19 protein-coding genes are annotated in these 22,170 nt (G+C 59.9%); all 19 read right to left on the reverse strand.

Translation table 11 applies throughout. From position 1 onward, the window contains the following. Positions 1-16: 16 nt before the first annotated feature. Positions 17-358 (reverse strand): 50S ribosomal protein L19, encoded by a 342-nt coding sequence (rplS, locus tag ACNQFG_RS11310; RefSeq protein ID WP_022257134.1) that lies wholly within the window; start codon positions 356-358, stop codon positions 17-19. A gap of 205 nt (positions 359-563) precedes the next feature. Then, complete coding sequence (locus ACNQFG_RS11315; RefSeq protein ID WP_423404983.1) at positions 564-1,208, reverse strand: TIGR03936 family radical SAM-associated protein; 645 nt, start codon at positions 1,206-1,208, stop codon at positions 564-566. Further along, positions 1,183-3,045 carry a TIGR03960 family B12-binding radical SAM protein gene (locus ACNQFG_RS11320; protein WP_120079332.1) on the reverse strand — a complete coding sequence of 621 codons (1,863 nt, stop codon included), beginning with the start codon at positions 3,043-3,045 and terminating at the stop codon, positions 1,183-1,185. The genes ACNQFG_RS11315 and ACNQFG_RS11320 overlap by 26 nt, the downstream gene beginning before the upstream one ends. After that, on the reverse strand, positions 3,045-3,572 hold the full coding sequence (locus ACNQFG_RS11325) for a metalloprotease (RefSeq protein ID WP_423404984.1): 528 nt from the start codon (positions 3,570-3,572) through the stop codon (positions 3,045-3,047). The genes ACNQFG_RS11320 and ACNQFG_RS11325 overlap by 1 nt, the downstream gene beginning before the upstream one ends. Beyond that, the gene (locus ACNQFG_RS11330; protein WP_423404985.1) at positions 3,569-4,144 is read right to left on the reverse strand and encodes a M23 family metallopeptidase; all 576 of its coding nucleotides are present in this window, start codon (positions 4,142-4,144) and stop codon (positions 3,569-3,571) included. Before ACNQFG_RS11330 ends, ACNQFG_RS11325 begins: the two co-directional genes overlap by 4 nt. Before the next feature lie 94 nt (positions 4,145-4,238). Continuing rightward, complete coding sequence (gene ppk1, locus ACNQFG_RS11335; RefSeq protein WP_423404986.1) at positions 4,239-6,602, reverse strand: polyphosphate kinase 1; 2,364 nt, start codon at positions 6,600-6,602, stop codon at positions 4,239-4,241. Positions 6,603-6,627: 25 nt separating this feature from the next. After that, a complete protein-coding gene (locus tag ACNQFG_RS11340; RefSeq protein WP_423404987.1) occupies positions 6,628-6,981 on the reverse strand; it encodes a ComEA family DNA-binding protein in 354 nt (117 codons plus the stop codon). 66 nt (positions 6,982-7,047) lie between these two features. Next, the gene (locus ACNQFG_RS11345) at positions 7,048-7,881 is read right to left on the reverse strand and encodes an HAD hydrolase family protein (RefSeq protein ID WP_302275950.1); all 834 of its coding nucleotides are present in this window, start codon (positions 7,879-7,881) and stop codon (positions 7,048-7,050) included. Beyond that, positions 7,878-8,822 carry an RluA family pseudouridine synthase gene (locus ACNQFG_RS11350; protein ID WP_423404988.1) on the reverse strand — a complete coding sequence of 315 codons (945 nt, stop codon included), beginning with the start codon at positions 8,820-8,822 and terminating at the stop codon, positions 7,878-7,880. Before ACNQFG_RS11350 ends, ACNQFG_RS11345 begins: the two co-directional genes overlap by 4 nt. A gap of 3 nt (positions 8,823-8,825) precedes the next feature. Further along, a complete protein-coding gene (lspA, locus tag ACNQFG_RS11355) occupies positions 8,826-9,302 on the reverse strand; it encodes a signal peptidase II (protein WP_423404989.1) in 477 nt (158 codons plus the stop codon). Between the two features lie 105 nt (positions 9,303-9,407). Then, positions 9,408-12,203 carry an isoleucine--tRNA ligase gene (gene ileS / locus ACNQFG_RS11360; RefSeq protein ID WP_423404990.1) on the reverse strand — a complete coding sequence of 932 codons (2,796 nt, stop codon included), beginning with the start codon at positions 12,201-12,203 and terminating at the stop codon, positions 9,408-9,410. Between the two features lie 38 nt (positions 12,204-12,241). Then, complete coding sequence (locus ACNQFG_RS11365) at positions 12,242-13,048, reverse strand: DivIVA domain-containing protein (RefSeq protein ID WP_423404991.1); 807 nt, start codon at positions 13,046-13,048, stop codon at positions 12,242-12,244. 22 nt (positions 13,049-13,070) lie between these two features. Continuing rightward, entirely contained in the window at positions 13,071-13,892 is an 822-nt protein-coding gene (locus ACNQFG_RS11370; protein ID WP_423404992.1) for an RNA-binding protein, read from the reverse strand. Continuing rightward, positions 13,876-14,340 carry a cell division protein SepF gene (locus ACNQFG_RS11375; protein WP_423404993.1) on the reverse strand — a complete coding sequence of 155 codons (465 nt, stop codon included), beginning with the start codon at positions 14,338-14,340 and terminating at the stop codon, positions 13,876-13,878. The genes ACNQFG_RS11370 and ACNQFG_RS11375 overlap by 17 nt, the downstream gene beginning before the upstream one ends. A 110-nt stretch (positions 14,341-14,450) precedes the next feature. Continuing rightward, a complete protein-coding gene (locus ACNQFG_RS11380) occupies positions 14,451-15,761 on the reverse strand; it encodes an HlyD family efflux transporter periplasmic adaptor subunit (RefSeq protein ID WP_423404994.1) in 1,311 nt (436 codons plus the stop codon). 5 nt (positions 15,762-15,766) lie between these two features. Beyond that, positions 15,767-16,702, reverse strand: coding sequence for a tRNA (adenosine(37)-N6)-dimethylallyltransferase MiaA (miaA, locus tag ACNQFG_RS11385; RefSeq protein ID WP_423404995.1), 936 nt, complete (start codon positions 16,700-16,702; stop codon positions 15,767-15,769). Beyond that, positions 16,699-18,888: a DNA mismatch repair endonuclease MutL gene (gene mutL / locus ACNQFG_RS11390; RefSeq protein WP_423404996.1), complete on the reverse strand. Its 2,190-nt coding sequence runs from the start codon at positions 18,886-18,888 to the stop codon at positions 16,699-16,701. The genes miaA and mutL overlap by 4 nt, the downstream gene beginning before the upstream one ends. 36 nt (positions 18,889-18,924) lie before the next feature. After that, positions 18,925-21,540: a DNA mismatch repair protein MutS gene (gene mutS, locus ACNQFG_RS11395; RefSeq protein ID WP_423404997.1), complete on the reverse strand. Its 2,616-nt coding sequence runs from the start codon at positions 21,538-21,540 to the stop codon at positions 18,925-18,927. Positions 21,541-21,713: 173 nt separating this feature from the next. Further along, the gene (locus tag ACNQFG_RS11400) at positions 21,714-22,121 is read right to left on the reverse strand and encodes a YlbF family regulator (protein ID WP_423404998.1); all 408 of its coding nucleotides are present in this window, start codon (positions 22,119-22,121) and stop codon (positions 21,714-21,716) included. Positions 22,122-22,170 lie beyond the last annotated feature (49 nt).

A 22,170-nucleotide genomic window follows, 5' to 3' on the forward strand; every position in this document is an offset into this window, starting at 1 on the left:
TTCTAATCGGGGATGATCAAATATCGCTCTTGACCTTGGCAGCCTTGCCCGTACGACCACGCAGGTAGAACAGCTTTGCGCGGCGGACCTTGCCCTTGCGGACAACGGTGACCTTCTCAACGAAGGGGCTGTTGATGGGGAAGACACGCTCGATGCCAACACCGTAAGCAACGCGGCGAACGGTGAAGGTCTCAGCAACGCCGCCGTGCTTCTTTGCGATCACAGTGCCCTCAAAGGCCTGAATACGCTCACGGTCGCCTTCCTTGATACGAACATCAACGCGGACGGTATCGCCAACGTTGAACTGGGGCTTTTCAGCCTTGATGCTGCCTTCAGAAATAATCTTCAGTGCGTCCATTTTTGAATCCTCCATTTGTTTTTAGACGTTCATACACGGCACTTTGCCGTCAGAGGACCGCCCGTTTAATGATATTGTCATTAACCCCGCTGTGGTCTCAGCGGACACTAACGCCTAAATAGGATATCACAAATCGCCCGCAAATGCAAGCGATTCGTCCAAAATAATCCCAAAAATTTTCTGTTCTGCCCAAAAGACATTCTTCTCAGGTGAACAGTGTCTTTTCTGCCGTCAGGAAATGGGTGCGCAGGATGCTGGCCTCCGCCGCCGGGACGCCGAAGGTCGCTTCCAGCGCCGCCGTGAGCAGAGCGGGGTTCAGGGTAAGCTCCTGTGAAGCGGGCAGGCAGATGGAAAAACGCACCTGTTCCCCTTCTTCCGTCAGATCCAGCGAAGGAACGAATTCCTTCAGTTCCACCGTCTTGACCTTGCGCTTGCTCTTTTTCTCCACCGGGACGCTTTCCAGCGCATTGTACGCTTCCAGTGCAGCCTTTCGCGCAGCCGGATAGCGGATCTCGAAGCAGGCATAGGCGATGAGGTCGGCCTTCATCTCGACGGGGGCCACCTTCGTGACCACGATACCGGCGGGCATGATGGCATTGAGGGCCGCTTTCCACTGTTCAAAATCCGGGGCTTCCGCTTCGGTCTTGACGTCCACGCACTCACACTCGCTCTCCTGCCCCAGCGAAAGCGGGCAGGCAAAGGTCATATAGATGTGGGGATTGAAGCCCAGCGTATGCCACACCGGCAGGCCGCTGCGCTTGAGCACACGCTGCATCACCCGCTGCAGGTCCAGCAGGGAGATGTAGGAGGCCTCATTCTTTTTCTCAAACGAGATTCTTACTGTAATCAAAGCAGGGACCTCCTAACAGATGATTTGCACCGCAGCCGTGGCAGGCACGGTTGCAGGGCTGGGTAGTCTGGGCGGCAAGGGCCTTTTTGTACTCCCGTACCAGATATTCGTGGGTAACACCGTAGTCCATATGGGACCAGGGCGTTACCTCGTCCAGACCAATGGGGCGCTGGCAGTAAAATGCCGGGTCGATGCCCAGATCTGCAAAGGTCTGCAGCCATGTGTCGTACTTGAAGCACTCTTCCCAGCCGTCAAAGTAGCAGCCGCGCTTGTAGGCTTCCACAATGACCGGGGCAAGACGGCGGTCGCCCTTGGCAAACACGCCCTCCAGAAAGCTGGTGGTGCTGTCGTGGTAGTTGACCTTGATCTTGCGGCTGCGCACACTTTCCAGCAGGTGCTTCTGCTTGGCGCGCAGCATTTCTTCGGTGTCCATGGGCACGAACTCAAAGGGAGTATGGGGCTTGGGCACAAAGCAGGCACAGCTGATGGTCACCTGTACACCCTTGCCCTTGCCACGCTTGGGCAGCGAATAATAGAGGTCTACCACCTTCTGCGCCGTCTCTGCGATGCCCTCAATGTCCTCCATGGTCTCGGTGGGCAGGCCCATCATGAAGTAGAGCTTGACCGAGGTATAGCCCGCGTTGAATGCAATGGTGCAGGTCTTTTCGATCTCGTCCCATGTGACATTCTTGTTGATGACGTTGCGCAGGCGCTGGGTGCCGGCTTCGGCGGCGAAGGTCAGGCCGCTCTTGCGCACCTTGGTGGTCTTTTCAATGAGGCTCTGGGAGAAGTTGTCCACGCGCAGCGAAGGCAGCGACAGACTCACATGCTCCTTGGGTGCCCACTCGTTCAGATCGTCCAGCAGCTCTTCCAGCTGGCCGTGATCAGAGGTGGACAGGCTGGAAAGGCTCAGTTCTTCATAGCCGGTGTTAGCGCACAGCTCCTGCGCCGCCCTGTTCAGAAGGCCCGCGTCACGCTGGCGCATGGGGCGGTACAGAAAGCCCGCCTGACAGAAACGGCAGCCGCGCACACAGCCGCGCAGCACCTCGATGCTGGCGCGGTCCTGAATGGCACCCACCATGGGCACCACGAAATTCGTGGGCGGGGCAAACTCGTTCAGGTCCTTGATGATTGCCTTGGTGATGCGCGCCGGGATGCCCGGCTCATTGGGGTTGATGGCCTTGACCCGGCCATCTTCGTAATATTCCACATCGTAGAACGCCGGGATATAGACGCCGGGGATCTTTGCAATGCGCAGCAGCAGTTCCTTTTTGGAAACGCCGCCCTCCTTCTTGGCCTTTTCGATCTCGGCGCAGATGCCGGGCAGCTGGTTTTCGCCCTCACCCAGCTGGACCACATCAAAAAAATCCGCAATGGGTTCCGCGTTGCAGGCGCAGGGGCCACCCGCCACGATCAGCGGCCAGCTTTCATCGCGATCCTTGGAATAGAACGGGATGCCCGCCAGATCCAGCATAGCCAGAATATTGGTATAGGAAAGCTCGTACTGCAGGGTGAAGCCCACTGCATCAAAAGCGGTGAGCGGATCCTTGCTCTCCATGGTGTAGAGCGGCAGACCAAGACGCTCCATCTCGGCCTTCATATCCAGCCACGGCATAAAAGCACGCTCGCACCACCAGTTTTCGTGGCTGTTGAGCAGCTCATACAGGATCTTTTCGCCGAGGAAGGACATACCTACCTCATAGGTGTCCGGAAAGCAGAACGCAAAGCGGACATCCACTTTTTCTTTGTCCTTATATACACTGCCGGGTTCTCCGCCGGTATAACGACCGGGCTTCTGTACCCGTCCCAGTGCTTCTTTCAGTTTTGGATCAAACATCAAGTTCCTCCATTGACAGAACGTTTTTTCATTCGTTTTATTTTACCCGATTTCCGAGGGAATTGCAATCCTTGATTTCGCTGCCGCAGCGCCTCCCGGAGGGCAAGGCCCATCTGCGCCCCATCCAGCGGTGGAACGGGCAGCAGATTGAATCCCCCGGTCAGCAGATTTGCCGCCCAGAACGCGCTGCCCCGGATGGTGGCCTCCTGTTCGAGCCGGACGGCCCAGAGAGCTGCCAGCAGAACGTTCGTCAGCGGCCCGGCTGCGGCCAGCCAAAACGTCTGCTGCGGCGTCATGCTGCGGCCCCGTGTGCGCATACAGAAGCCGGTCAGGGTCACTTCGATGGTCGGAAACGTGCGGAACATCGCCCAGTAGACCAGAATGTGCCCGCACTCGTGCAGGAACGCCGCCAGCAGCCCCAGCCGCAGAAAGCCGCTGGCGTCGAACCAGAGCAGCACATAGAGAGCCCCGCAGAGCAGGACCGGGTCCCGGAAGATGAGCGGCCCGATGCGCAGCGCCCGCTTCATGGCAGGCCCAGCGCTTTGGCCGGGTCGTACCGGATGCCCTGTGTCAGAAATTCAAAGTGCAGATGGGCACCGGTAGACCGGCCCGTCTGCCCGGCGGTCCCCAGGCACTGGCCCGCAGACACGACCTCCCCTGCCCGGACATAGAGATACTGCATGTGGGCATAGACCGTCTCCTGCCCGCCGGGGTGCGAGATGCGTAGGTAGTTGCCGTAGGTCCCGCTGCGGCGGGCGGCGGTCACGGTGCCGCCCAGCGCCGCCCGCACAGGCGTCCCCTCTGCGCAGGCAAGGTCTACCCCACGGTGAAAGGCTTCTGCCCCGGTGAAGGGGTCTGCCCGCCAGCCATAGGCGTCCGAAACGCGGAATGCCGTGGTCCCCAGCGGAAAGCAGAGCGCTTCGCTCGGCTTTGCCGGTTCCAGCGACGCACCCGCCGGGGCCGCCCGTTCTGCACTTTTGGCCCGTGCCGGGAGCACGACGCCTGCCACCAGCCCCAGCAACAGCGCCGCCAGCACTCCGGTCGCCGCTGCCCGCCTGAGGATCTTCTTTCTGCCTGCTCGTCCCATTTCTGCCCGCATCGCACATTCCTCCCTTGGGGTATTTTATGCCGTTCATCCCGTTCGGAGAACAAAAACGCCCCCACAGAGCATCGTTCTCTGTGAGGGCGTGGTCTCAGCGCTTGGGGCGGAGCCAGTGGTGGAACTGTTCAAAAAGGTCCATCAGACCGCCGCGGGGCTTGGCCGGGGTGTGCGGGGCGGGATGTGCGGACGCGACCGGATGGTGCACCGTCTGTTCCGCCTGCGGGGCGGTTTCGGGCGCCACGGCTGGCTTTGCAGGCTCTGCCGCCGGCAGCGGCGTCGGCTCCGAAGGGGCTTTGGGTGCTTCCGCAGCCGGTGCAGGCGTTTCCGCCGGGGCGGCAGTACGAACCGGTTCCGGTCGGGCGGGTGTTTCCTCCGGAACGTCATTGCGGGCCGTCCAGTCATTTTTCAACAGCTCATACATGCCCATCTGGCCGTTCACCAGTGCTTCGCCCTCAGCGGGCTTTACCTTCTGGTAGCTGCCGTCCGGGCGCATCTCGCGGGCATTGACATTATCCCGCAGCTGCAGCTGCAGAATGTCGGTAAGCTTCCGCACCAGCACGGGATCCTCCACGCGCACGCCCACCTCCACGCGGCACTCGGTGTTGCGGGTGAGGAAATCGCCGGATGCAATATAGATGCGGGTATGTGCACCATCGAAGAAGCTGTAAATGCGGCCATGCTCCAGATAACGACCCACAAGGCTGCGGATATGCAGGTTCTCCGTCTTGCCGGGCACGCCGGCGCGCACGCAGCAGATGCCGCGCACGATCATATCAATGCGCACACCGGCACAGCTGGCTTCCTGCAGCTTAAGGATGATATCCCGGTCGCTGATGGAATTGTTTTTCAGGATCATGGATGCCGGACGGCCCATGCGGGCGGCGGCAATGACACGATCCATTTCTTCCAGCAATACGCTCTTGAAGCGCAGCGGTGCTACCAGCATCCGGTCGCTCTCCTCAGTCAGCTTCTGCACGGCAAGGTTCTGGAACACATTGGAAGCTTCCTCGCCAATGCCATGGTCTGCCGTAATGAAGGAATAGTCCGTGTAAAGCTCACTGGTCTTTTCGTTGTAGTTGCCGGTGCCGATCTGGGTGATATAGCTGTAGCCCTGCGGGCCTTTCTTGGTGATAAGGGTCAGCTTGGAGTGCACTTTGTAATCATCAAAGCCATAAATGACCGTACAGCCTGCGCTTTCCAGCTGTTTCGACCAGTCGATGTTGTTCTGCTCGTCAAAGCGGGCGCGCAGCTCCACCAGCGCCACCACCTCTTTGCCGTTCTCAGCGGCTTCCATCAGCGCCTGCACGATCTGGGACTCCCGCGCCATACGGTACAGTGTCATTTTGATGGAAATGACCTCAGGATCATGGGCAGCCTTTTTGAGCATGGCAATGAAGGGCCGGATGGACTGGTACGGGTAGCTGAGCAGCACATCGTGCTTCTGCACCTCAGCGGCAAGGTCGTAGTCCGGCGGCGGCAGCATGGGCCGTGCAGCCGGGTAGAACAGTTCCGGCCGCCCCTCCGCTTCCATGCGGCCGGTGAGCTTGTAGAAAAAGCTCAGATCCAGCGGGCTTTTCTGCTCGAACACCCGCTTGTGAGTCAGTTCCAGCTTCTCGCAGAGGATGCGGACGATCTCCTGCGGGGCCGTGGGCGTGACCTGCAGGCGGACTGCCGCCAGCTTGCGGCGGCGCTTGAGCAGCTCGGTCATGATCTCGCGGTAGTCGATATCATGATCCATCATGCCCTCTTTTACGTCGATATCCGCATTGCGGGTAACACGGAAGAGGCAGGTCTCCTGCACGGCATCCTTGCCGAAGATGAGGGACGCATAATGGAGCACCAGCTCCTCGGTCAGGGCAAACTCCGTGCGGCCGTCCCGGCGGATGACCTGCATCCGTTCCATCTGGCTGGAAATGGGGACCATGCCGAGGCTCTGCTCCCCTTTTTCCTTGAGCAGGACGCCGAGATAGATCTCCTTGTTCCGCAAAAAGGGGAACGGATGGCGGTTATCCACGATCTGCGGGCTGAGGATAGGGAACAGCTCCGTTTGGAAGTACTTCTTCCAGAAGTGCTCGTCCTCCTTGGAAAGCGCGTTGAAGTCCACCTTCTTATAACCGCATCCCGCCAGACTTTCCAGCGCCTTCTCGTAATATTTATCACAATCTTCCTGCAAATGCGCGACCTTGGGCATGATGGCGGTCAGCTGCTCTTCGGCGGTCATGTTCGTCTTGTTCTCGCGCTTGTCCCGCTCCTTTTTGGCGCGCATCAGGCTGGCCCGCTCCTGCAGAGAACCCACGCGCACCATAAAAAACTCGTCCAAATTGGAGCCGTAGATCGCAAGAAATTTGACCCGCTCTGCAAGCGGAACATTTTTATCTTTGCCCAGCGCAAGAACGCGCCGGTTGAAATCCAGCCAGCTCAGTTCCCGGTTGATAAAAATGGTATCCTCTTTCATAATTACTCCCCTTTTCTGGGTTTGTTCAGCTCACATAGGCCAGACCGTCCCAGGAAGCCACGATGCTCTCGCTGAGGCCGGGCACCTCGGCCGCATCCGCAACATGCCGGAACGGGCCATGCGTGTTGCGGTATTCCAGGAGCGCCTGCGCTCGCTTTTCGCCGACGTTTGGCAGGATGCAGAGCGTTTCGAGGTCTGCTGTGTTCAGGTCCACCCGGATGAGCTGGACCATGGGCGTTTCGGATGCTGCCTTTGGCGTCAGCCTGGGCGGCGCAAGGGCAGCCGCCAGCAGGATGCAGACCGCAGCCGCCGCTGCCGCACACAGCAAAAACAGCCGCTCGTGCCGCCGGGCAGATGCCTGAAAACCGGTTTCCTTCATTGTACCTGACTTTCCTCCAAAAAGAAAGCCCCCTGCACGAAAAATACAGGAGACTTTACACAACTTTTACGCAGACGTTTCCGCAGAGCGCACCATGCCATAGAGCAGTTCCGCCGCAGCACCGGCATCGTGGTCGGTGAGGGTGGTCTGCCTGGCGGCAAGACGCAGCTCAGCCGGGGCATCGGCGGGGACGACGCTGTTCCCCGCCAGATGGACCAGCTCTGCCATCTGGGTGCAGTCGGCCAGAACGGTCAGCTGCTCGGCAGAATAGCCTGCCGGGGAGCAGACGGCCTGGACCATCGCACTGCCGGACACACTGCCCGGCAGAAGCGCCAGTACATCCGGGCCCATCCGCTCGGCGCGGAGGGTCACGGTGGCCTCGCCCAGCGCCTTTTCCAGCAGCGCCGTCAGGGGGACCTGCTTTTTGTCCTGATAGAACAGGATGCGCAGCACATCCTCTCCCCGGACGTCCGCCGCATTGCTCAGCACAAAGGTGGTCCACTCCTGCCGCAGGTGGGCTTCCAGAGACTCGCTCATCCGCAGCACACGGGTGGAGCCGTTCTTCATCTGCAAAGCAATGCCGACGCCCGGCACACTGGGAAGCACCCGGAGGACGGATTCCTCCATCCCGGCAAAGCTGCACAGAGCCGTGCCCGTGCCCTCGGCAAAATTGTAGGCCAGCACACCGCCGCAGACCAGCGCAGGCGCGCTGAGCCGCACCCCGCCCAGCAGAGAACGCACCACTTTGGGCGACCGCTGGGAGTAGATGGTCAGCTTGCCGCCGCGGCTGGCAAACAGCTGCAGCACATCGCGGTGGAGCTGGGGCAGGCTGCCCTCTGCGTTCAGAAGAAGGTTGTCGAGATCGCAGAGGACCAGCGTATTTTCGATGGAATTGCTCATTCGTTGTTTCCTCCTGTGCGCTGACGGAGCGTGGTCAGAAAGCGGGTGAAGTATTCCGGCAATTCCGAATCGAACCGCAGATGTTCGCCGGTGATCGGGTGCACAAAGCCAAGCGTTTTGGCGTGCAGGCACTGGCCGTGCAGGCTGGTGATGCAATTGTGCGGGCCATACACCGGGTCACCCGCCACCGGGTGCTGGATGGATGCCATGTGCACGCGGATCTGATGGGTGCGGCCGGTCTTCAGGCGGCATTCCAGCATGGTAAAGTTGTTCAGCCGTTCCAGCACCTGATAGCCGGTATAGGCATATTTGGTGTGCGGCTCACTGGCCGGGTAGACCGCCATCTTTTTGCGGTCGGTCTTTGAGCGGCCCAAATGAGACTCCACAAAGCCCTCATCTTGTGCAAAGCCGCCGTACACGATGGTGCGATACGCGCGCTCCACACTGTGCACCGCCATCTGCTGGGAAAGGCCGATGTGCGTTGCATCGTCCTTTGCCACCACCAGCAGGCCGCTGGTGTCCTTATCGATGCGGTGCACGATGCCGGGGCGAATCTCGCCGCCGATACCGGACAGGCTTCCCTTGCAGTGCCACAGCAGCGCGTTCACCAGCGTGCCGTCCGGGTTGCCGGGAGCCGGGTGCACCACCATGCCTTTGGGCTTGTTGACCACCAGCAGATGCTCGTCCTCATAGACGATTTCCAGCGGGATGTCCTGCGGCACGGCCTCAATGGGCCGGGCGTCCGGGATCTCCAGCAGAATGATGTCGCCGGCCTTGAGCTTCAGGCTCTTGACCGGGGCCTTGCCGTTGCACAACACATGACCGTCGGCCACCAGCGCCTGCAGAGCAGACCGGGAAAGGCCGGTGTCCTCGCCGCTCAGGAAGCGGTCGATGCGCTGGCCTGCCGTCTCCTGCTCCACCACAAATTCACGCTGTTCCATGGCTCACTGCTCCTTTGCACCACCGGAGTGCAGTTCCTCCAAGAAGATGACCAGCACCCAGAGGCCCACGCCCACACACACGCAGATATCCGCAAAATTGAACACCGCAAACTGCATGAACAGCAGATTGATGTAGTCCACAACCTCGCCGTTGAGCACACGGTCGATCAGGTTGCCGATGCCGCCGCCCAGCACAAGGATCAGCGCCGCCTGCTGCAGGCGATCGTTCCGGCTGCGGAAAAACAGCCAGTATGCGACGAGGATCAGCGCAGCACTGGTGGCCACGATCAAAAACAGCTGCTTGCCGCTGAGCAGGCTGAACGCCATGCCCGGGTTGAGCACGAACCGCAGCTCCACCACATGGGGGATCAGCGGCAGAGTGCCCACGGGCATCAGCACATGCACCGCCCAGAACTTGATGCCCTGGTCGATGCCGATGAGCACTGCCACACACAGCAGGTTAAAGATCACATAAGCCATAACGAAATACTCCCAACAGCGGGCCGGACCCGCCGGTCTTCTGATATCAAAAAGCGGCGCTCCCCTGCTCGAAAGGAGCGCCGCAGCGTTCAAACGGAAAAAGCCTTAGCCTTCCACCACGCTTGCGCAGCGGGCGCAGAGGGTGGGGTGAGCCGGATGGGTGCCGATGTCTGCGGAATACTTCCAGCAGCGCTCGCACTTTTCGCCGGTGGCATGTGCAGCAGCAACGCCCAGGCCCTCGACAGCACTTGCAGCGCCGCCTTCGCCCTTGACCAGCTCTACCTGAGAGACGATCATCAGGTCGGCCAGCTCGTCCATGGGGATGCTGTTCAGCAGATCATACACCGCGTCATTGCAGTATAGGGTGACGGCAGCCTCCAGAGAAGCACCGATGACCTTTTCGGCACGGGCCTGCTCCAGAACCTTCTTCACCTCATCACGGACGGCGATCAGCTGTGCCCACTTTGCCTTGAAGGCTTCATCGGCGGCATACTGGCCGGCCTTGGGCATCTCCTCAAAGACAACGTACTTGTTCATGCCCTCAGTCTTGGGCATGAAGTCCCAGATCTCCTGACTGGTGAAGCACAGGATAGGAGCAATGATCTTGTCCAGAGCCACAAGGATCTTGTACATGGTGGTCTGAGCAGCCTTGCGGCCCGCGCCGTTGGTGCAGTACAGGCGATCCTTGGTCACATCCAGATAGAAGTTGGACATTGCAACAACGCAGAAGTTGTACACTGCATGATAGACCTTGTTGAAGTCGTACACAGCGTAGCCTGCGCTGGTGTTGACCATCAGGTCATCCAGAGCAGCCAGTGCCCAGCGGTCGATCTCCTGCAGCTGATCGTCAGCCACACAGTCGGTGTTGGGATCAAAGCCGTCCAGATTGCCCAGAATGAAGCGGGCGGTGTTGCGGATCTTGCGGTAAGCCTCGCTCAGCTGCTTGAAGATGTTCTTGCCGGCACGCACATCCACGGTGTAGTCGGAAGAAGCCACCCACAGACGGATGATATCAGCGCCGTAGTCCTTGATGATCTCGCTGGGCTCCACGCCGTTGCCGGCGCTCTTGTGCATCTGCTTGCCCTGCTCATCCACGACCCAGCCGTGGCACAGAACAGACTTATAGGGTGCGCAGCCCTTGCTTGCAACGCTGGTCAGCAGGCTGGACTGGAACCAGCCGCGGAACTGGTCGCCGCCTTCCATATACATATCAGCCGGGAAGCGCAGCTCGGGGCGCTCCTCCAGCACAGCGGCGTGGGTGGAGCCGGAGTCGAACCAGACATCCATGATGTCGGTGTCCTTGGTCCACTCGGAAGCACCGCACTTTTCGCACACTTCGCCTGCGGGGATAATCTGCTCGGCTTCGTACTTATACCATGCATCGGAACCTTCCTTGCGGAACAGGTCGCTGACAGCCTTGATGGTGGCATCGGTGATGTGGTAGGTGCCGCACTTCTTGCAATAGAATGCGGGAATGGGCACGCCCCAGGTGCGCTGGCGGCTGATGCACCAGTCGTTGCGGTCGCGCACCATGCCCTTCATGCGGTCATGGCCCCAATCCGGCATCCAGGTAACGGTGTCGATGGCCTTATAGACATCCTCGCGGAACTTTGCGATGGAGCAGAACCACTGTTCCGTTGCACGGAAGATGATGGGGTGATGGCAGCGCCAGCAGTGCGGGTACTGATGCTTGATGTGCACCTGACCCATGACAGCACCGGACTCGGTCAAATCGGCCAGAATGGTCTTGTTGGCAGCCCACACGCGCTGACCCGCATACTTGCCGGCCAGCTCGGTCAGATAGCCGCCATCGTCCACGGGGACGGTGATGGGCACCTGCGGATACTTCTGGCAGACGTTGAAGTCGTCCACGCCGTGGCCGCCTGCGGTATGGACACAGCCGGAACCGCTTTCCAGCGTGACGTGATCGCCCAGAATAACCCAGCCCTCCTTGGGCAGGTAAACGTGGTTGTAGCGCATCAGCTCGAACTCGGTACCGGGGACCGGCTCACCCACGATCTCGTAGTTCTCGATGTGGCAGGCGTCCATGACGCTCTTGACCAGTTCGGTGGCCATGATGTGGAACTCATCGCCGATCTTGACGAAGGAGTACTCGAACTGGCCGTTCAGGCAGATCGCCTCGTTAGCGGGCAGAGTCCAAGTGGTGGTGGTCCAGATGACGAAGTAGGTCTTGTCCATCGGGATGCCGTGCTTTGCCAGCACACCGTTGGGATCCTGAGAGACGTGGAAACGCACGAAGATGGAATCGCAGTCGTCCTCGCCGTACTCGATCTCGGCCTCTGCCAGAGCCGTGCGGCAGTCCGGGCACCAGTACACGGGCTTCAGGCCCTTGTAGATGTAGCCCTTCTTTGCCATCTCGCCAAAAATCTCGATCTGGCGTGCCTCGAACTCAGGCTTCAGGGTCAGATACGGATGCTCGAAATCGCCGATAACGCCCAGACGCTTGAACTGGTCGCTCATGATATCGATGTGCTCGGTAGCAAACTTTTCGCAGATCTGGCGCAGTTCCAGCTTGGAAATGTCCTTCTTCTTATCACCGACGGAGGACAGAGCCTTCAGCTCGATTGGCAGGCCGTGGGTATCAAAGCCGGGCACATAGGGAGCCTGGAAACCCTCCATGTTCTTATCGCGGATAATGATATCCTTGATGATCTTGTTCAGGGCAGTACCCATGTGGATATTACCGTTTGCGTACGGAGGGCCGTCGTGCAGGATGAACTGCGGCTTGCCCTCGTTGTGCTTCATGAGCTGATTGTACAGGTCGTTGTCGTCCCAATCCTTCAGCATGACCGGCTCCTTCTTGGGCAGGCCGGCACGCATTTCAAACAGGGTCTTGGGCAGGTTCAGAGTACTATCGTACTGCGATTTGTTCTTAGCCAATGGTTTACACTCTCCTCTAATTTATTGAAACGCTCCGGTCACTCGCTGAATTTGACGCCCTTGAAAGCGGCATAATCCGGCTCTGCCGGTTCTTCCTCTTCCTCTGCGCCAACGGGTGCCTGAGACGGGTCCAGCTTGATCTTGAGCTGGCTCTCATCCTTTGCCCAGAAATCCTCGCTCTTGTCGTCCTCTGCGGCTTCCGCGTCCGCAGGGGCTGCATCGGCCTCCGGCTGTGCCTGCTCGATTTCCTCGGTCAGGGCCGCAGCAGTGGTCTCCTCTGCTTTTTCCTCCACAGCGGGCTCGGCAGCCTCCGGCTCCTCCTTCTGGAACTCCGGCAGACGGCTCAGCGACTCCACATGGCTGCGGTACAGGTTGAGCACATCAGACTTGAAGCGGGTCACTTCCAGACGCACGCGGTCATACTCGCGCTCCTCTGCCAGCTTTTTATCGTTCGCTTCGTTGATGATCTCATCCGCGCGGTCACTGGCCTTCTGCAGCAGTTCGTTGGCATCGCGGATGATATCATCACCGCGCAGATTTGCACGATGGATGATCTCTTCTGCTTTCTGGTTTGCTTCGCGGATGACATTTTCGCCCATGCGTTGTGCATTGATCAGCGCGCTCTTGAGCATGTCGCCGTCCGCCTCGTAGTTCTTCATCTCTTCGTGGAGACGCTGGTTTTCCGCTGTCAGGTCTGCGATCTGCTTGCGCAGCTCCTCGGCCAGGGCATCGTCCTGCCGGAGCTGCTCCTCGACCTTATCCAGGAAACGGTCCACCTCTTCGGTGCGATAGCCGCGGAGGTTTTTTTCAAATTGAACGCTGCGCACGTCCTGCGAGGTCAGCATAGTAGTTTCCTCCCAAATTCATTTAATATTGAAAAAACTCGATGATCGCCCGGTCTTTTCTGCTTTTTCCGGGCAGTGCCGTCAGACCAAAGCGGCCCTTGCCCCGCACGGTGAAGACATCGCCCTCATACACCGGGGCGTGGACGCTCTCCACAGGAAGATGGTTGATCTCCACCCGGCCTGCCGTGATGAGCTCCGCTGCCATGCTGCGGCTGCAGTGGAGCATGGCTGCCAGCACCGCATCCAACCGCAGGGAAGAAACGGTCGCCGTTTGCAGCGTCCGCTCCGCCTGCGGGAACTCCGGAAGCTCTTCCAGCGGCAGAAGCTGAGTCGTGACCTCCACCCGGCCCGCCTGCAGCAGTTCCTGACAGATGAGCTGCGCCGCCGGTTCCAGCGCAAAGACATAGGCCGTGCCCGGCGCATCGGAGGGCAGGACGATGTCGCCCAGCGCCTCCCGCCGCAATTCCAGCCCCATCAGGCTGCCGAGGTAATCCTTGTGCGCCGGAAGAGCAGCCCCGGCCTGCACCCGGCATGTGAGCCGGACACAGCACAGCGGGCTGTCCGGCCAGCTGCCCTCCGGTTCCAGGCAGAGGAGCCGACGCTCTGCACCGGGCCAGCCGCCCTCGAAATGATACACATTTTCCGGGACGGCGGCGCGGTTGAGCGCTGCTCTGGCAAGATCCTGCTCCCGGTCACTCAGAAAGGCGGAATAGCGCGGGATGCCGCAGCTCTCCGCCGTGCGGGCCAGATCCTCGATGTGCCGCATCAGATAGCGCTCTTCATCGCTGCGGGCGGGGACGAAGCCCCGCACGGCTTTGGGGGCAGGATCAATAGAACGCACCATTGTTCTCCAGCTCGTCCAGCAGATCGCCCATGATATCCACGTTGTACGGAGTGATGATGAAGGTGCTGTTGGCCACGCGCTTGATCTGGCCATTGTTTGCATATGCAACACCGGACAGGAAATCCACCAGACGGCGGGACACTTCCTTGTTGGTGGACTCCAGATTGAGCACCACGGTGCGCTTGTTGTTCAGGTGGTCAGCAATAGTACTGGCATCCTCAAAACGCTCAGGCTTAACCAGAACGACCTTGAGCTGAGTGGTGGCATTGATGTTGACCACCTTGTTCTTTCTGGGGGTGCCCTCTGCGGGCTCCTCATCCTCTTCGTCTGCCCCGACGCCCAGACCGTTGTTATTGTTTACCATCTGGGGGCCATCGTCAATGTACTGATCCTCGTAATCGTCCTCGCTGCCGAAAAGCCCCTTCTTCAGACTATCCACAAAAGACATACAATCTGCTCCTTTCATTCGGGCAGCATGGCGCTGCCTGGCGTTCTTTGCAAATAGATGCAAATAATAGCTTTATCTATTATCGGATTTTTTGCCTCAGATGTCAATAACTACAAAAGCTTTCCATCATACAAATTTTGTCCGGAAACGATTATTTCGTCATAAAGGCGAACCTGACTGATCGAACCGGCCGTTCCGCTGGGCAAAACGATGAGATGATCGCCATCCAGCACCTGGGGGTGCTGGTCGTCCACGGGGTCGATCTTGCAGAAACGGGCCAGGTTGCCGTACTTGACGTAGACGCCGGGGATGTAGTTCTCGCCCTGACCCTCGGCCTCGGAGCCGTCCTCTTTGAGGTAGTGGACCGCCGCCTGCGGCACCCGCAGGCCGGTGCTCTGCCCCACGATGACCTGCGCATTGGCCCGGTTCAGCCGCAGCACGTCGCCGTTGATGACCTCGCACGAGAGGACGAAGCGGGTCATGTCGTTCTCCGCGTCAATGTTCACTTCCTGCACGGTGGCCTTGAGGGGTGTTTCCGCCTGGCCGGGGAAACGGATCTCCACCGAGGTCTTCCGCGGTTTTCCATCCGAGCCCAGCAGCTTTTCGCCCTGTTTGGCCGAGCAGATGCCCGCGTAGTACCAGGTGAAGCCGGAGACGATCTTGCCCGCACAGCCGTCCAGTTTGATCTCCGGGGAGGACTCGATGTAGGCTTTCAGGTCCGCAGCACCCAGCGCAAGGATGTCCTCCATGCCGGCATTGAGCCGCCCGGAACTGGCCGAACGGATGAAATAGCCCGTCTGCGGGGCGGTGATCTGGGTGGGGCTGCCCAGCTGGGCCTGCACATTGGACGCCTGCTGCACCAGCGCGGCGATCTGGTCCGAGAAGGTGGAGACCTCACCGGTGATGATCCAGAGCTTGTTCTGGGCCAGCAGATAGTCCTCCGTCTGGGCGTCGGTGTCCTCGTAGTCGGAGGCATCCAGCGCATCCATCAGATCATACAGCGCCGCCGAGCGGTCTTTGCGCAGGGATTCCATCTGCGCCGAGGTGGTGTTCTGCGATTTCTGCAGCAGGTCGATCTGGTCGTTGATCTGGGTCAGCTGCTGGCGCAGACCGGCCTGAGAAGCATCGCTGTAGACTTCGGCCACCGCAGTGCCCGCCGAGACGCGCTCACCATCGGCCACAAGGTAGCCCAGCGTGCCGTCCCCGGCCACATAGCTCTCGTTGAACAGCAGCACACCCTCGGCATCCACCGTGTCTTCCACCGTAGCCAGAAGGGCCGTTTCGTAGGTGTTGGGCGGGAACAGCACCTGCATGGCCTGATAGAAGACATACACGGCCGCCAGCAGCAAAAAGACGATGGCAACGCCTGCCAGCGTCTTCAGTGCGCCGGGCAGCTCACGTTTTTCCTTCTCTTCCTGCATTCTGCTCATCCTTTCGTGATAAATTCCTGCGTCAGTGCAGTGGCGCGGGCCTGGAGGTCCGGTGCCGCTGCGTCCAGCCAGACCACGCCGTCCATGTGGCGGAACCAAGTCAGCTGACGCTTGGCGTAGTTGCGGGAAGCCTGTTTGAGCTTCTCCACGCAGGGTGTCAGTTCCGACTCACCCATAAAGTAGGGAAAGAATTCCTTATAGCCAATGGCCTGCGCCGCCGTTTTGAAGCGGGCCCGGTTTGCAAACACGGTTTCGGCCTCGGCCAGAAGGCCCGCGTCCATCATCCGGTCCACCCGCAGGTCGATGCGGCGGTAGAGCTGGGCGCGCTCCGGGAAGTCCAGCCCCAGCACCAGTGCGCGGTAGGGCCGCTCCGGCGGGAGAGACTCCGCCTTCTGTTCACTGAGGCGTCGGCCTGTGACGCGGTAGTGTTCCAGCGCCCGCAGCACCCGCACCTGATTGTTCGGGTGGATAGCCGCAGCAGCTTCCGGGTCGGCCTGCTTCAGTTCTTCGTACATGGCAGCACCGCCCTTTGCAGCCAGTTCCGCCGCCAGCTGCTCTCGCAGACCGTCCGGGGCTTTTTCGGCCGTGAAGCGGACGCCGTAGAGGAAGCTCTGAACATACAGCCCTGTGCCGCCCACAAGGATGGGCAGCTTTCCGCGGGCGGAGAGGTCGGCTTCCAGCGTTCCGGCCAGCGCAGTGAAATCCGCCACGCTGAAGGTCTGGTCCGGCTCCAGAAGATCGACGGCATGATGCGGGATGCCGTGGGTCTCTTCCGGCGTCACCTTGGCGGTGCCGATATCGAGGCCTTTGTAGATCTGCATCGAATCTGCGCTGATGATCTCGCCGCCGAACTGCTCGGCCAGCGCAACGCCCAGCGCGGTCTTGCCGGTCGCGGTCGGGCCGACCACAGCGAGGACCGGGTGTTTTTTCAAACGATTCGGCCAAACTGCTTTTCCAGCTCCTTCCGGGTCAATTTGAGTACGCAGGGGCGGCCATGCGGGCAGAACGGCGGCACCTCGCCGGAAAGGATCTTTTCGGCCAGCGCCAGCAGTTCCTGCGGCGAGGACTTGTCCCCCGCCTTGATGGCTGCACGGCAGGAGATAGAATGCAGCACCCACTCGGTCTTTTCGCTCAGGGCGTCGCGGCTGCCGTGGGCCAGCTTCGCTGCCAGCTCCACGAGAAGGTCTTCGGCGCTGCTCTGCTCCACATCGGCAGGGACCGCGCGCAGAAAGACCGAATTACCGCCAAAGTCGTCGATCTCCAGCCCGGCACGTTCCAGCAGGTCGATGTTGGCCAGCAGCGCCGTCTTCTCCTCGGCCGAAAGCTCCACCACCACCGGTTCCAGCAGCAGCTGGCTGGGCACATCGCCGTAGGACGCGGCCAGCTTTTCAAAGAGCTGACGCTCGTGGGCCGCGTGTTTATCAATGATGCACACCTCGTCCCCCCGCTCTGCGAGGATGTAGGTGCGGAAAAGTTCGCCCACATAGCGGAGCGGCTCCGGCCCCTCCTGAAGATCAAAGCCCATCTGTTCGGGCGTCCCGGCGGGGGCCGACGCTTCTTCCGTTTCGGCAGGTTCGGCCGCAGCGGGTTCCGGCTCTGCCGTTTTGGGCTGCGGGGCCGGGTCCCATGCTGCCATGTGGTCCTGTGCTCCGGGCAGGTCGTCTGCGTCCGGCTCGATGTCGAGCTGGGCCTCGCTGGACGCCGCACGGAAACGCGGCGCAACCGGTTCGGCAAGGTCTGCCTCCTCTTCCGGCCGCTTCGGGCTGTGCAGGCTGACATCCGGGTTCAGGGGAGCCGAGGCTGCAACCGTTGTCCAGCTGTATTCGCTTGGAGGTGCTGTGGACGGCCCCGGCAGGATGTCCGCTTCTGCCGCTGCCGGGCGGACGGGCCGGGCGGGCACAGCCGGAGCCGGGGCCGCCGGTGCAGCGGATGCCACGGAAGGGGCCGTTTTGGGGTGCTGTTCCAACGTGCCTGGCTCTGCCTGCCCCGGAATGATGGCAGAAAGCCCTGTAAAGTTGTTTTTCTTTACAGTATTTTCGCTCGAATTTTCGTCTTTTTCTAAACTGTTGGATTTTTCGTTGTTCTTCTCGTTTTTGGGTTCCTCGAAGGCGAACAGCCGCTCGCCGGTGCCCGGTTGAGCCAGAGCCAGCTTGGTGGCGTGGTACACGAGATCGAAAATATCATTTTCGCGGGCAAAGCGGGCTTCGATCTTGGCCGGATGCACATTGACATCCACAAGGTCGGCCGGCATTTCCAGCAGCAGAATGCCGCCCGGGAACTTGCCCTGCATCATGGTACCCTTGAACGCCATCTCCATACCGGCCATCATGGTGCGGTTGCGCACATAGCGGCCATTGATGTAAAAATGCTGCATACTTCGGCTGGCGCGGCAGCTTTTGGGCGGGGTGATGAGGCCCCACACCCGGTAGACACCCTCGCGGTTGTCCAGCTCAATGAGGTCCCGGCTGAACTCCCGGCCCAGCACCGCATAGGCTGCACCGCGCAGCTGGCCGTCGCCGGGCGTGACATACTGCAGCTTGCCCTCACGGATGAACTTGACGCTGACTTCCGGGTGGCTGAGCGCTACATGGGTAACTGTATCCGACACAAAGGTGCCCTCGGAGGAGTCCTTTTTGAGGAACTTCATGCGGGCAGGCGTGTTGTAAAACAGATCCTTTACCCGGATGGTGGTCCCCACGCTGCGGGCACCGGGTTCGATGGGATAGGCTTCCCCGCCCTCGATGCGGTAGACCGAGGCGCATTCGTCCGCTTCGGTCCGGGTCAGCACCTCCACCCGCGCCACACTGGCGATGGAGGCCAGTGCTTCGCCCCGGAAGCCGAGGGTGTGGATATGGTTCAGGTCCTCCTCGGTCTGGATCTTGCTGGTGGCATGGCGGATGAACGCCGTGGGGATGTAGGCGGCTTCGATGCCGGTGCCATTGTCGCTGATCTCGATCAGTTTGACGCCGCCGGACTCGATGCTCACCGTGATCTGGGCGGCACCGGCGTCGATGGCGTTTTCGAGCAGCTCTTTGACCACCGAAGCCGGACGCTCGACCACCTCACCGGCTGCGATCAGCTCGGCTGTGTGCTTATCCAGAACATGGATCACTGCCATAGGTTCCCTCCCCTTTTCGTTGGTATCTGGTCAGTTTCATCTGTTCAGGCTACCCTTCAGGGTCTTTTTCAGCTCGTAGAGGAAGTTCAAAGCCTCAATGGGGGTGAGTGTTTCCACATCCAGAGCTTCCAGCTTGTCCATCATCTCGCTGGGCACAGCCGGAGAGTTATACTCCTGCAGGGCATCAAAATCCATCTGCTCTACTTTATTTTTAGGTGCAGTTGCTTCCAGCGTGCGCAGCACCTCGTGGGCGCGGCGGGTCACGCTGCCGGGCAGACCTGCCAGCTTTGCCACCTCGATGCCGTAGCTGTCATCCGCCGGGCCGCGCACGATGCGGCGCAGGAAGGTGATGTCCTCGCCGCGTTTTTTTACTGCAATATTGTAGTTTTTTACGCCGTCCACGCCGCCTTCCAGCTCGGTCAGCTCGTGGTAGTGGGTGGCAAACAGAGTCTTGCAGCCAAGGCCCTTGGCGGGGTCTGCAATGTGCTCCACTACGGCGCGGGCAATGCTCATACCGTCAAAGGTGGAAGTGCCGCGGCCGATCTCGTCCAGCACCACAAGGCTTTTGGCGGTGGCATTTTTCAGGATCTCCGCTACCTCGGTCATCTCCACCATAAAGGTGGACTGACCGGCAGACAGGTCGTCCGACGCACCGATGCGAGTGAAAATGGCATCCACCACACCCACATGGCATTCTTTGGCCGGGACGAAGGAGCCGATCTGCGCCATCAGCGCGATCAGTGCATTCTGGCGCATGTACGTGGATTTACCTGCCATGTTGGGGCCGGTGATGATCAGACAGCGGTCTGCACCACAGTTCAGGGTGGTATCATTGGGTACAAACAGGCTGCCTTTCAGCATCTGCTCCACCACAGGGTGACGGCCCTCGGTGATGGTCAGCTCATCACTGTCGTCCACGATGGGACGGCAGTAGTTGTTTTCCGCTGCCACCTGCGCCAGCGCCGTGAGCACATCAAGCTGGGCCACCGCATTGGCCGTGCGCTGGATGCGGTCCAGCTGAGCGCTGATGCTTTCCAGCAGTTCGCTGAACAGGCGGTGCTCCAGCGTGATGAGCCGTTCGTGGGCACCTAAGATCTTGCTTTCCAGCTCTTTCAGTTCCTGCGTGATGTAGCGTTCGCCGGAAGTCAGGGTCTGCTTGCGGATGTAGGTCTCCGGCACCATGTTCTTATAGGAGTTGCTTACCTCGATGAAGTAGCCAAACACATGGTTATAGCCGATCTTCAGCTTGGGGATGCCGGTCTCCTGCCGCAGGCGGGCTTCCAGCTGCGCCAGAACGCCCTTGGTATTGTCGCGGATGGAACGCAGCTCGTCCACCTCGGCATGGTAGCCTTTGGCAATGACACCGCCATCCTTGAGGGTAGAGGGCGCTTCCGGGTCCACCGCCGCATAAATACGGGCCTTGATGTCCTCCAACGGATCGATCTGTACTGCCAGTTCAGCAAGCTCCGGGCAGCCGCAGGCCTCAGCCAGCCTGCGCAGGCCGGGCAGCCGGTCGCAGGTCTGGGCCAGCGTATAGATCTCCTTGGGTGTGGCAGAGCCGTAAACCGTGCGGGTCATCAGGCGTTCCATATCCGCAATGTAACCCAGCTCTTCGGTCAGGTCGCCGCGGGCCATGGTCTGCTTGACAAGGCTCTCCACAGCGTTCAGGCGGTGGTTGATGAGTGCACTGGAAATAAGCGGCTGCTCGATCCAGCTGCGCAGCATACGCTTGCCCATGGATGTACTGGTCTTATCCAGCACCCAGAGCAGCGTGCCCCGCTTTTCGCGGCCGCGCAGCGTCTCGGTCAGCTCCAGATTGGCGCGGGTCACGGGCGAAAGACGCATGAACTGGGCCTTATTATAGGTTATGACCGTTTTCAGACGTTCCACGCCCTTGATCTGGGTATCGTGCAGATATTCCAGCAGTGCCGCCATGGCAAAGCGCACAAGGCCGTCCGCTGCAATGCCGGTGGTCTGCACCCAGTCGCGGCCAAACTGGTTTTCCAGCGATGCCGCCACAAGGCCCGGTGCATAGCGCTCCTCTTCGATCAGCTCCACCGAACAAGTCATATTCTTTTTGATGTACGCCGTCACCTCGCGGCAGTCCAGCAGACCCGGATTCATCAGCACTTCGCTGGGATGGTAGCGGCACAGCTCCGTAATGACCGCCGGGGCGATCTTGTCTGCATTCAGCTCTGTGATATGGGCCGTGCCGGTAGAGACATCGGCAAAGCACAAACCTGCTTTCTTTCCTTTGAGGAAGATACTGGCAATATAGTTATTGCGGTCATCCTGCAGCATACTGCTCTCAATGACCGTGCCGGGTGTGACCACGCGGATGATGTCCCGCTTGACAAGGCCCTTGGCCTTGGCCGGGTCTTCCACCTGCTCACAGATGGCTACTTTGTAGCCCTTGGCGATCAGCCGCGCCACATAGCCCTCGTAGCTGTGGAAGGGCACGCCGCACATGGGTGCCCGCTCTTCCATGCCGCACTGCTTGCCGGTCAGGGTCAGATCCAGTTCCTTGGATGCCGTCAGGGCATCGTCAAAGAACATCTCATAAAAATCGCCGATGCGGTAAAACAGAATTTCGTCCTTATGTTGTTTTTTGATCTCAAGATATTGCTGCATCATGGGCGACAGCTCTGCCATGGTAGTCCACCTTTCTTGCATTGAATCCCTGTTTTAGCGCAGTTTTGAAACATCACGCCGGGAAAACCGGCCTGTGTGTGAGATGCCGTCTGCTCTGGTTTGCAGGGAGTAACCGCTTTTGCAAGGAAAACGCGGCCTGCAAAGCGCAGCCGCGTTTTCCGTTTCACATGTGCTCAGTGGCAGCCGCCGCAGGTGGAGCAGCTGCCGGTGCAGGAAGCAGAAGGCTCCTGTACCGTCATGGGGTCGCCGCCATTCATGGCAGTGTTGATGATGGCATCGATATAGTTCACGAGGTTCTCGCAGTCACGCTTGGCCTCGTTGTAAGCCACCATGCCCTCGTTGCCCATGATCTGGCCGTACAGGCTGTTCACCTTTTCGTTCAGTTCGGCGATGCGGGCATCGTTGCGCTCGCTCTTGCCGATCTCATTGTTCAGATCCATGCGGGCGAGGTTGAACTCGCCGATCAGGTTCTGCAGCTCCTCATCGTTGTCGTTGAGCTTGCGGGCCTGGTCGAGGGCCAGATAGCGGGGGTCGGTCTGCAGTGCCATGGCGGCACGCTTAAAGAGGTCGATGCAATCCATAAGAATAGTCTCCTTTAATGTTCTTTTCATTTGATGGAGCCGTTCCGCT

This window comes from Faecalibacterium prausnitzii, from assembly GCF_049532945.1.
Taxonomy (GTDB): Bacteria; Bacillota; Clostridia; order Oscillospirales; family Ruminococcaceae; genus Faecalibacterium; species Faecalibacterium prausnitzii_N.

Excerpts from the sequence above, each read along its gene's own strand:
- ACNQFG_RS11400 (WP_423404998.1), bottom strand. The coding sequence starts at position 22,121 with ATGGATTGCATCGACCTCTTTAAGCGTGCCGCCATGGCACTGCAGACC.
- ACNQFG_RS11375 (WP_423404993.1), bottom strand. The coding sequence starts at position 14,340 with ATGTCTTTTGTGGATAGTCTGAAGAAGGGGCTTTTCGGCAGCGAGGAC.
- ACNQFG_RS11320 (WP_120079332.1), bottom strand. The coding sequence starts at position 3,045 with ATGTTTGATCCAAAACTGAAAGAAGCACTGGGACGGGTACAGAAGCCC.
- ACNQFG_RS11345 (WP_302275950.1), bottom strand. The coding sequence starts at position 7,881 with ATGAGCAATTCCATCGAAAATACGCTGGTCCTCTGCGATCTCGACAAC.
- ACNQFG_RS11380 (WP_423404994.1), bottom strand. The coding sequence starts at position 15,761 with ATGCAGGAAGAGAAGGAAAAACGTGAGCTGCCCGGCGCACTGAAGACG.
- ACNQFG_RS11340 (WP_423404987.1), bottom strand. The coding sequence starts at position 6,981 with ATGAAGGAAACCGGTTTTCAGGCATCTGCCCGGCGGCACGAGCGGCTG.
- ACNQFG_RS11350 (WP_423404988.1), bottom strand. The coding sequence starts at position 8,822 with ATGGAACAGCGTGAATTTGTGGTGGAGCAGGAGACGGCAGGCCAGCGC.
- ACNQFG_RS11365 (WP_423404991.1), bottom strand. The coding sequence starts at position 13,048 with ATGCTGACCTCGCAGGACGTGCGCAGCGTTCAATTTGAAAAAAACCTC.
- ppk1 (WP_423404986.1), bottom strand. The coding sequence starts at position 6,602 with ATGAAAGAGGATACCATTTTTATCAACCGGGAACTGAGCTGGCTGGAT.
- mutL (WP_423404996.1), bottom strand. The coding sequence starts at position 18,888 with ATGGCAGTGATCCATGTTCTGGATAAGCACACAGCCGAGCTGATCGCA.
- ACNQFG_RS11325 (WP_423404984.1), bottom strand. The coding sequence starts at position 3,572 with ATGAAGCGGGCGCTGCGCATCGGGCCGCTCATCTTCCGGGACCCGGTC.
- lspA (WP_423404989.1), bottom strand. The coding sequence starts at position 9,302 with ATGGCTTATGTGATCTTTAACCTGCTGTGTGTGGCAGTGCTCATCGGC.
- ACNQFG_RS11370 (WP_423404992.1), bottom strand. The coding sequence starts at position 13,892 with ATGGTGCGTTCTATTGATCCTGCCCCCAAAGCCGTGCGGGGCTTCGTC.
- rplS (WP_022257134.1), bottom strand. The coding sequence starts at position 358 with ATGGACGCACTGAAGATTATTTCTGAAGGCAGCATCAAGGCTGAAAAG.
- mutS (WP_423404997.1), bottom strand. The coding sequence starts at position 21,540 with ATGGCAGAGCTGTCGCCCATGATGCAGCAATATCTTGAGATCAAAAAA.
- ACNQFG_RS11330 (WP_423404985.1), bottom strand. The coding sequence starts at position 4,144 with ATGCGGGCAGAAATGGGACGAGCAGGCAGAAAGAAGATCCTCAGGCGG.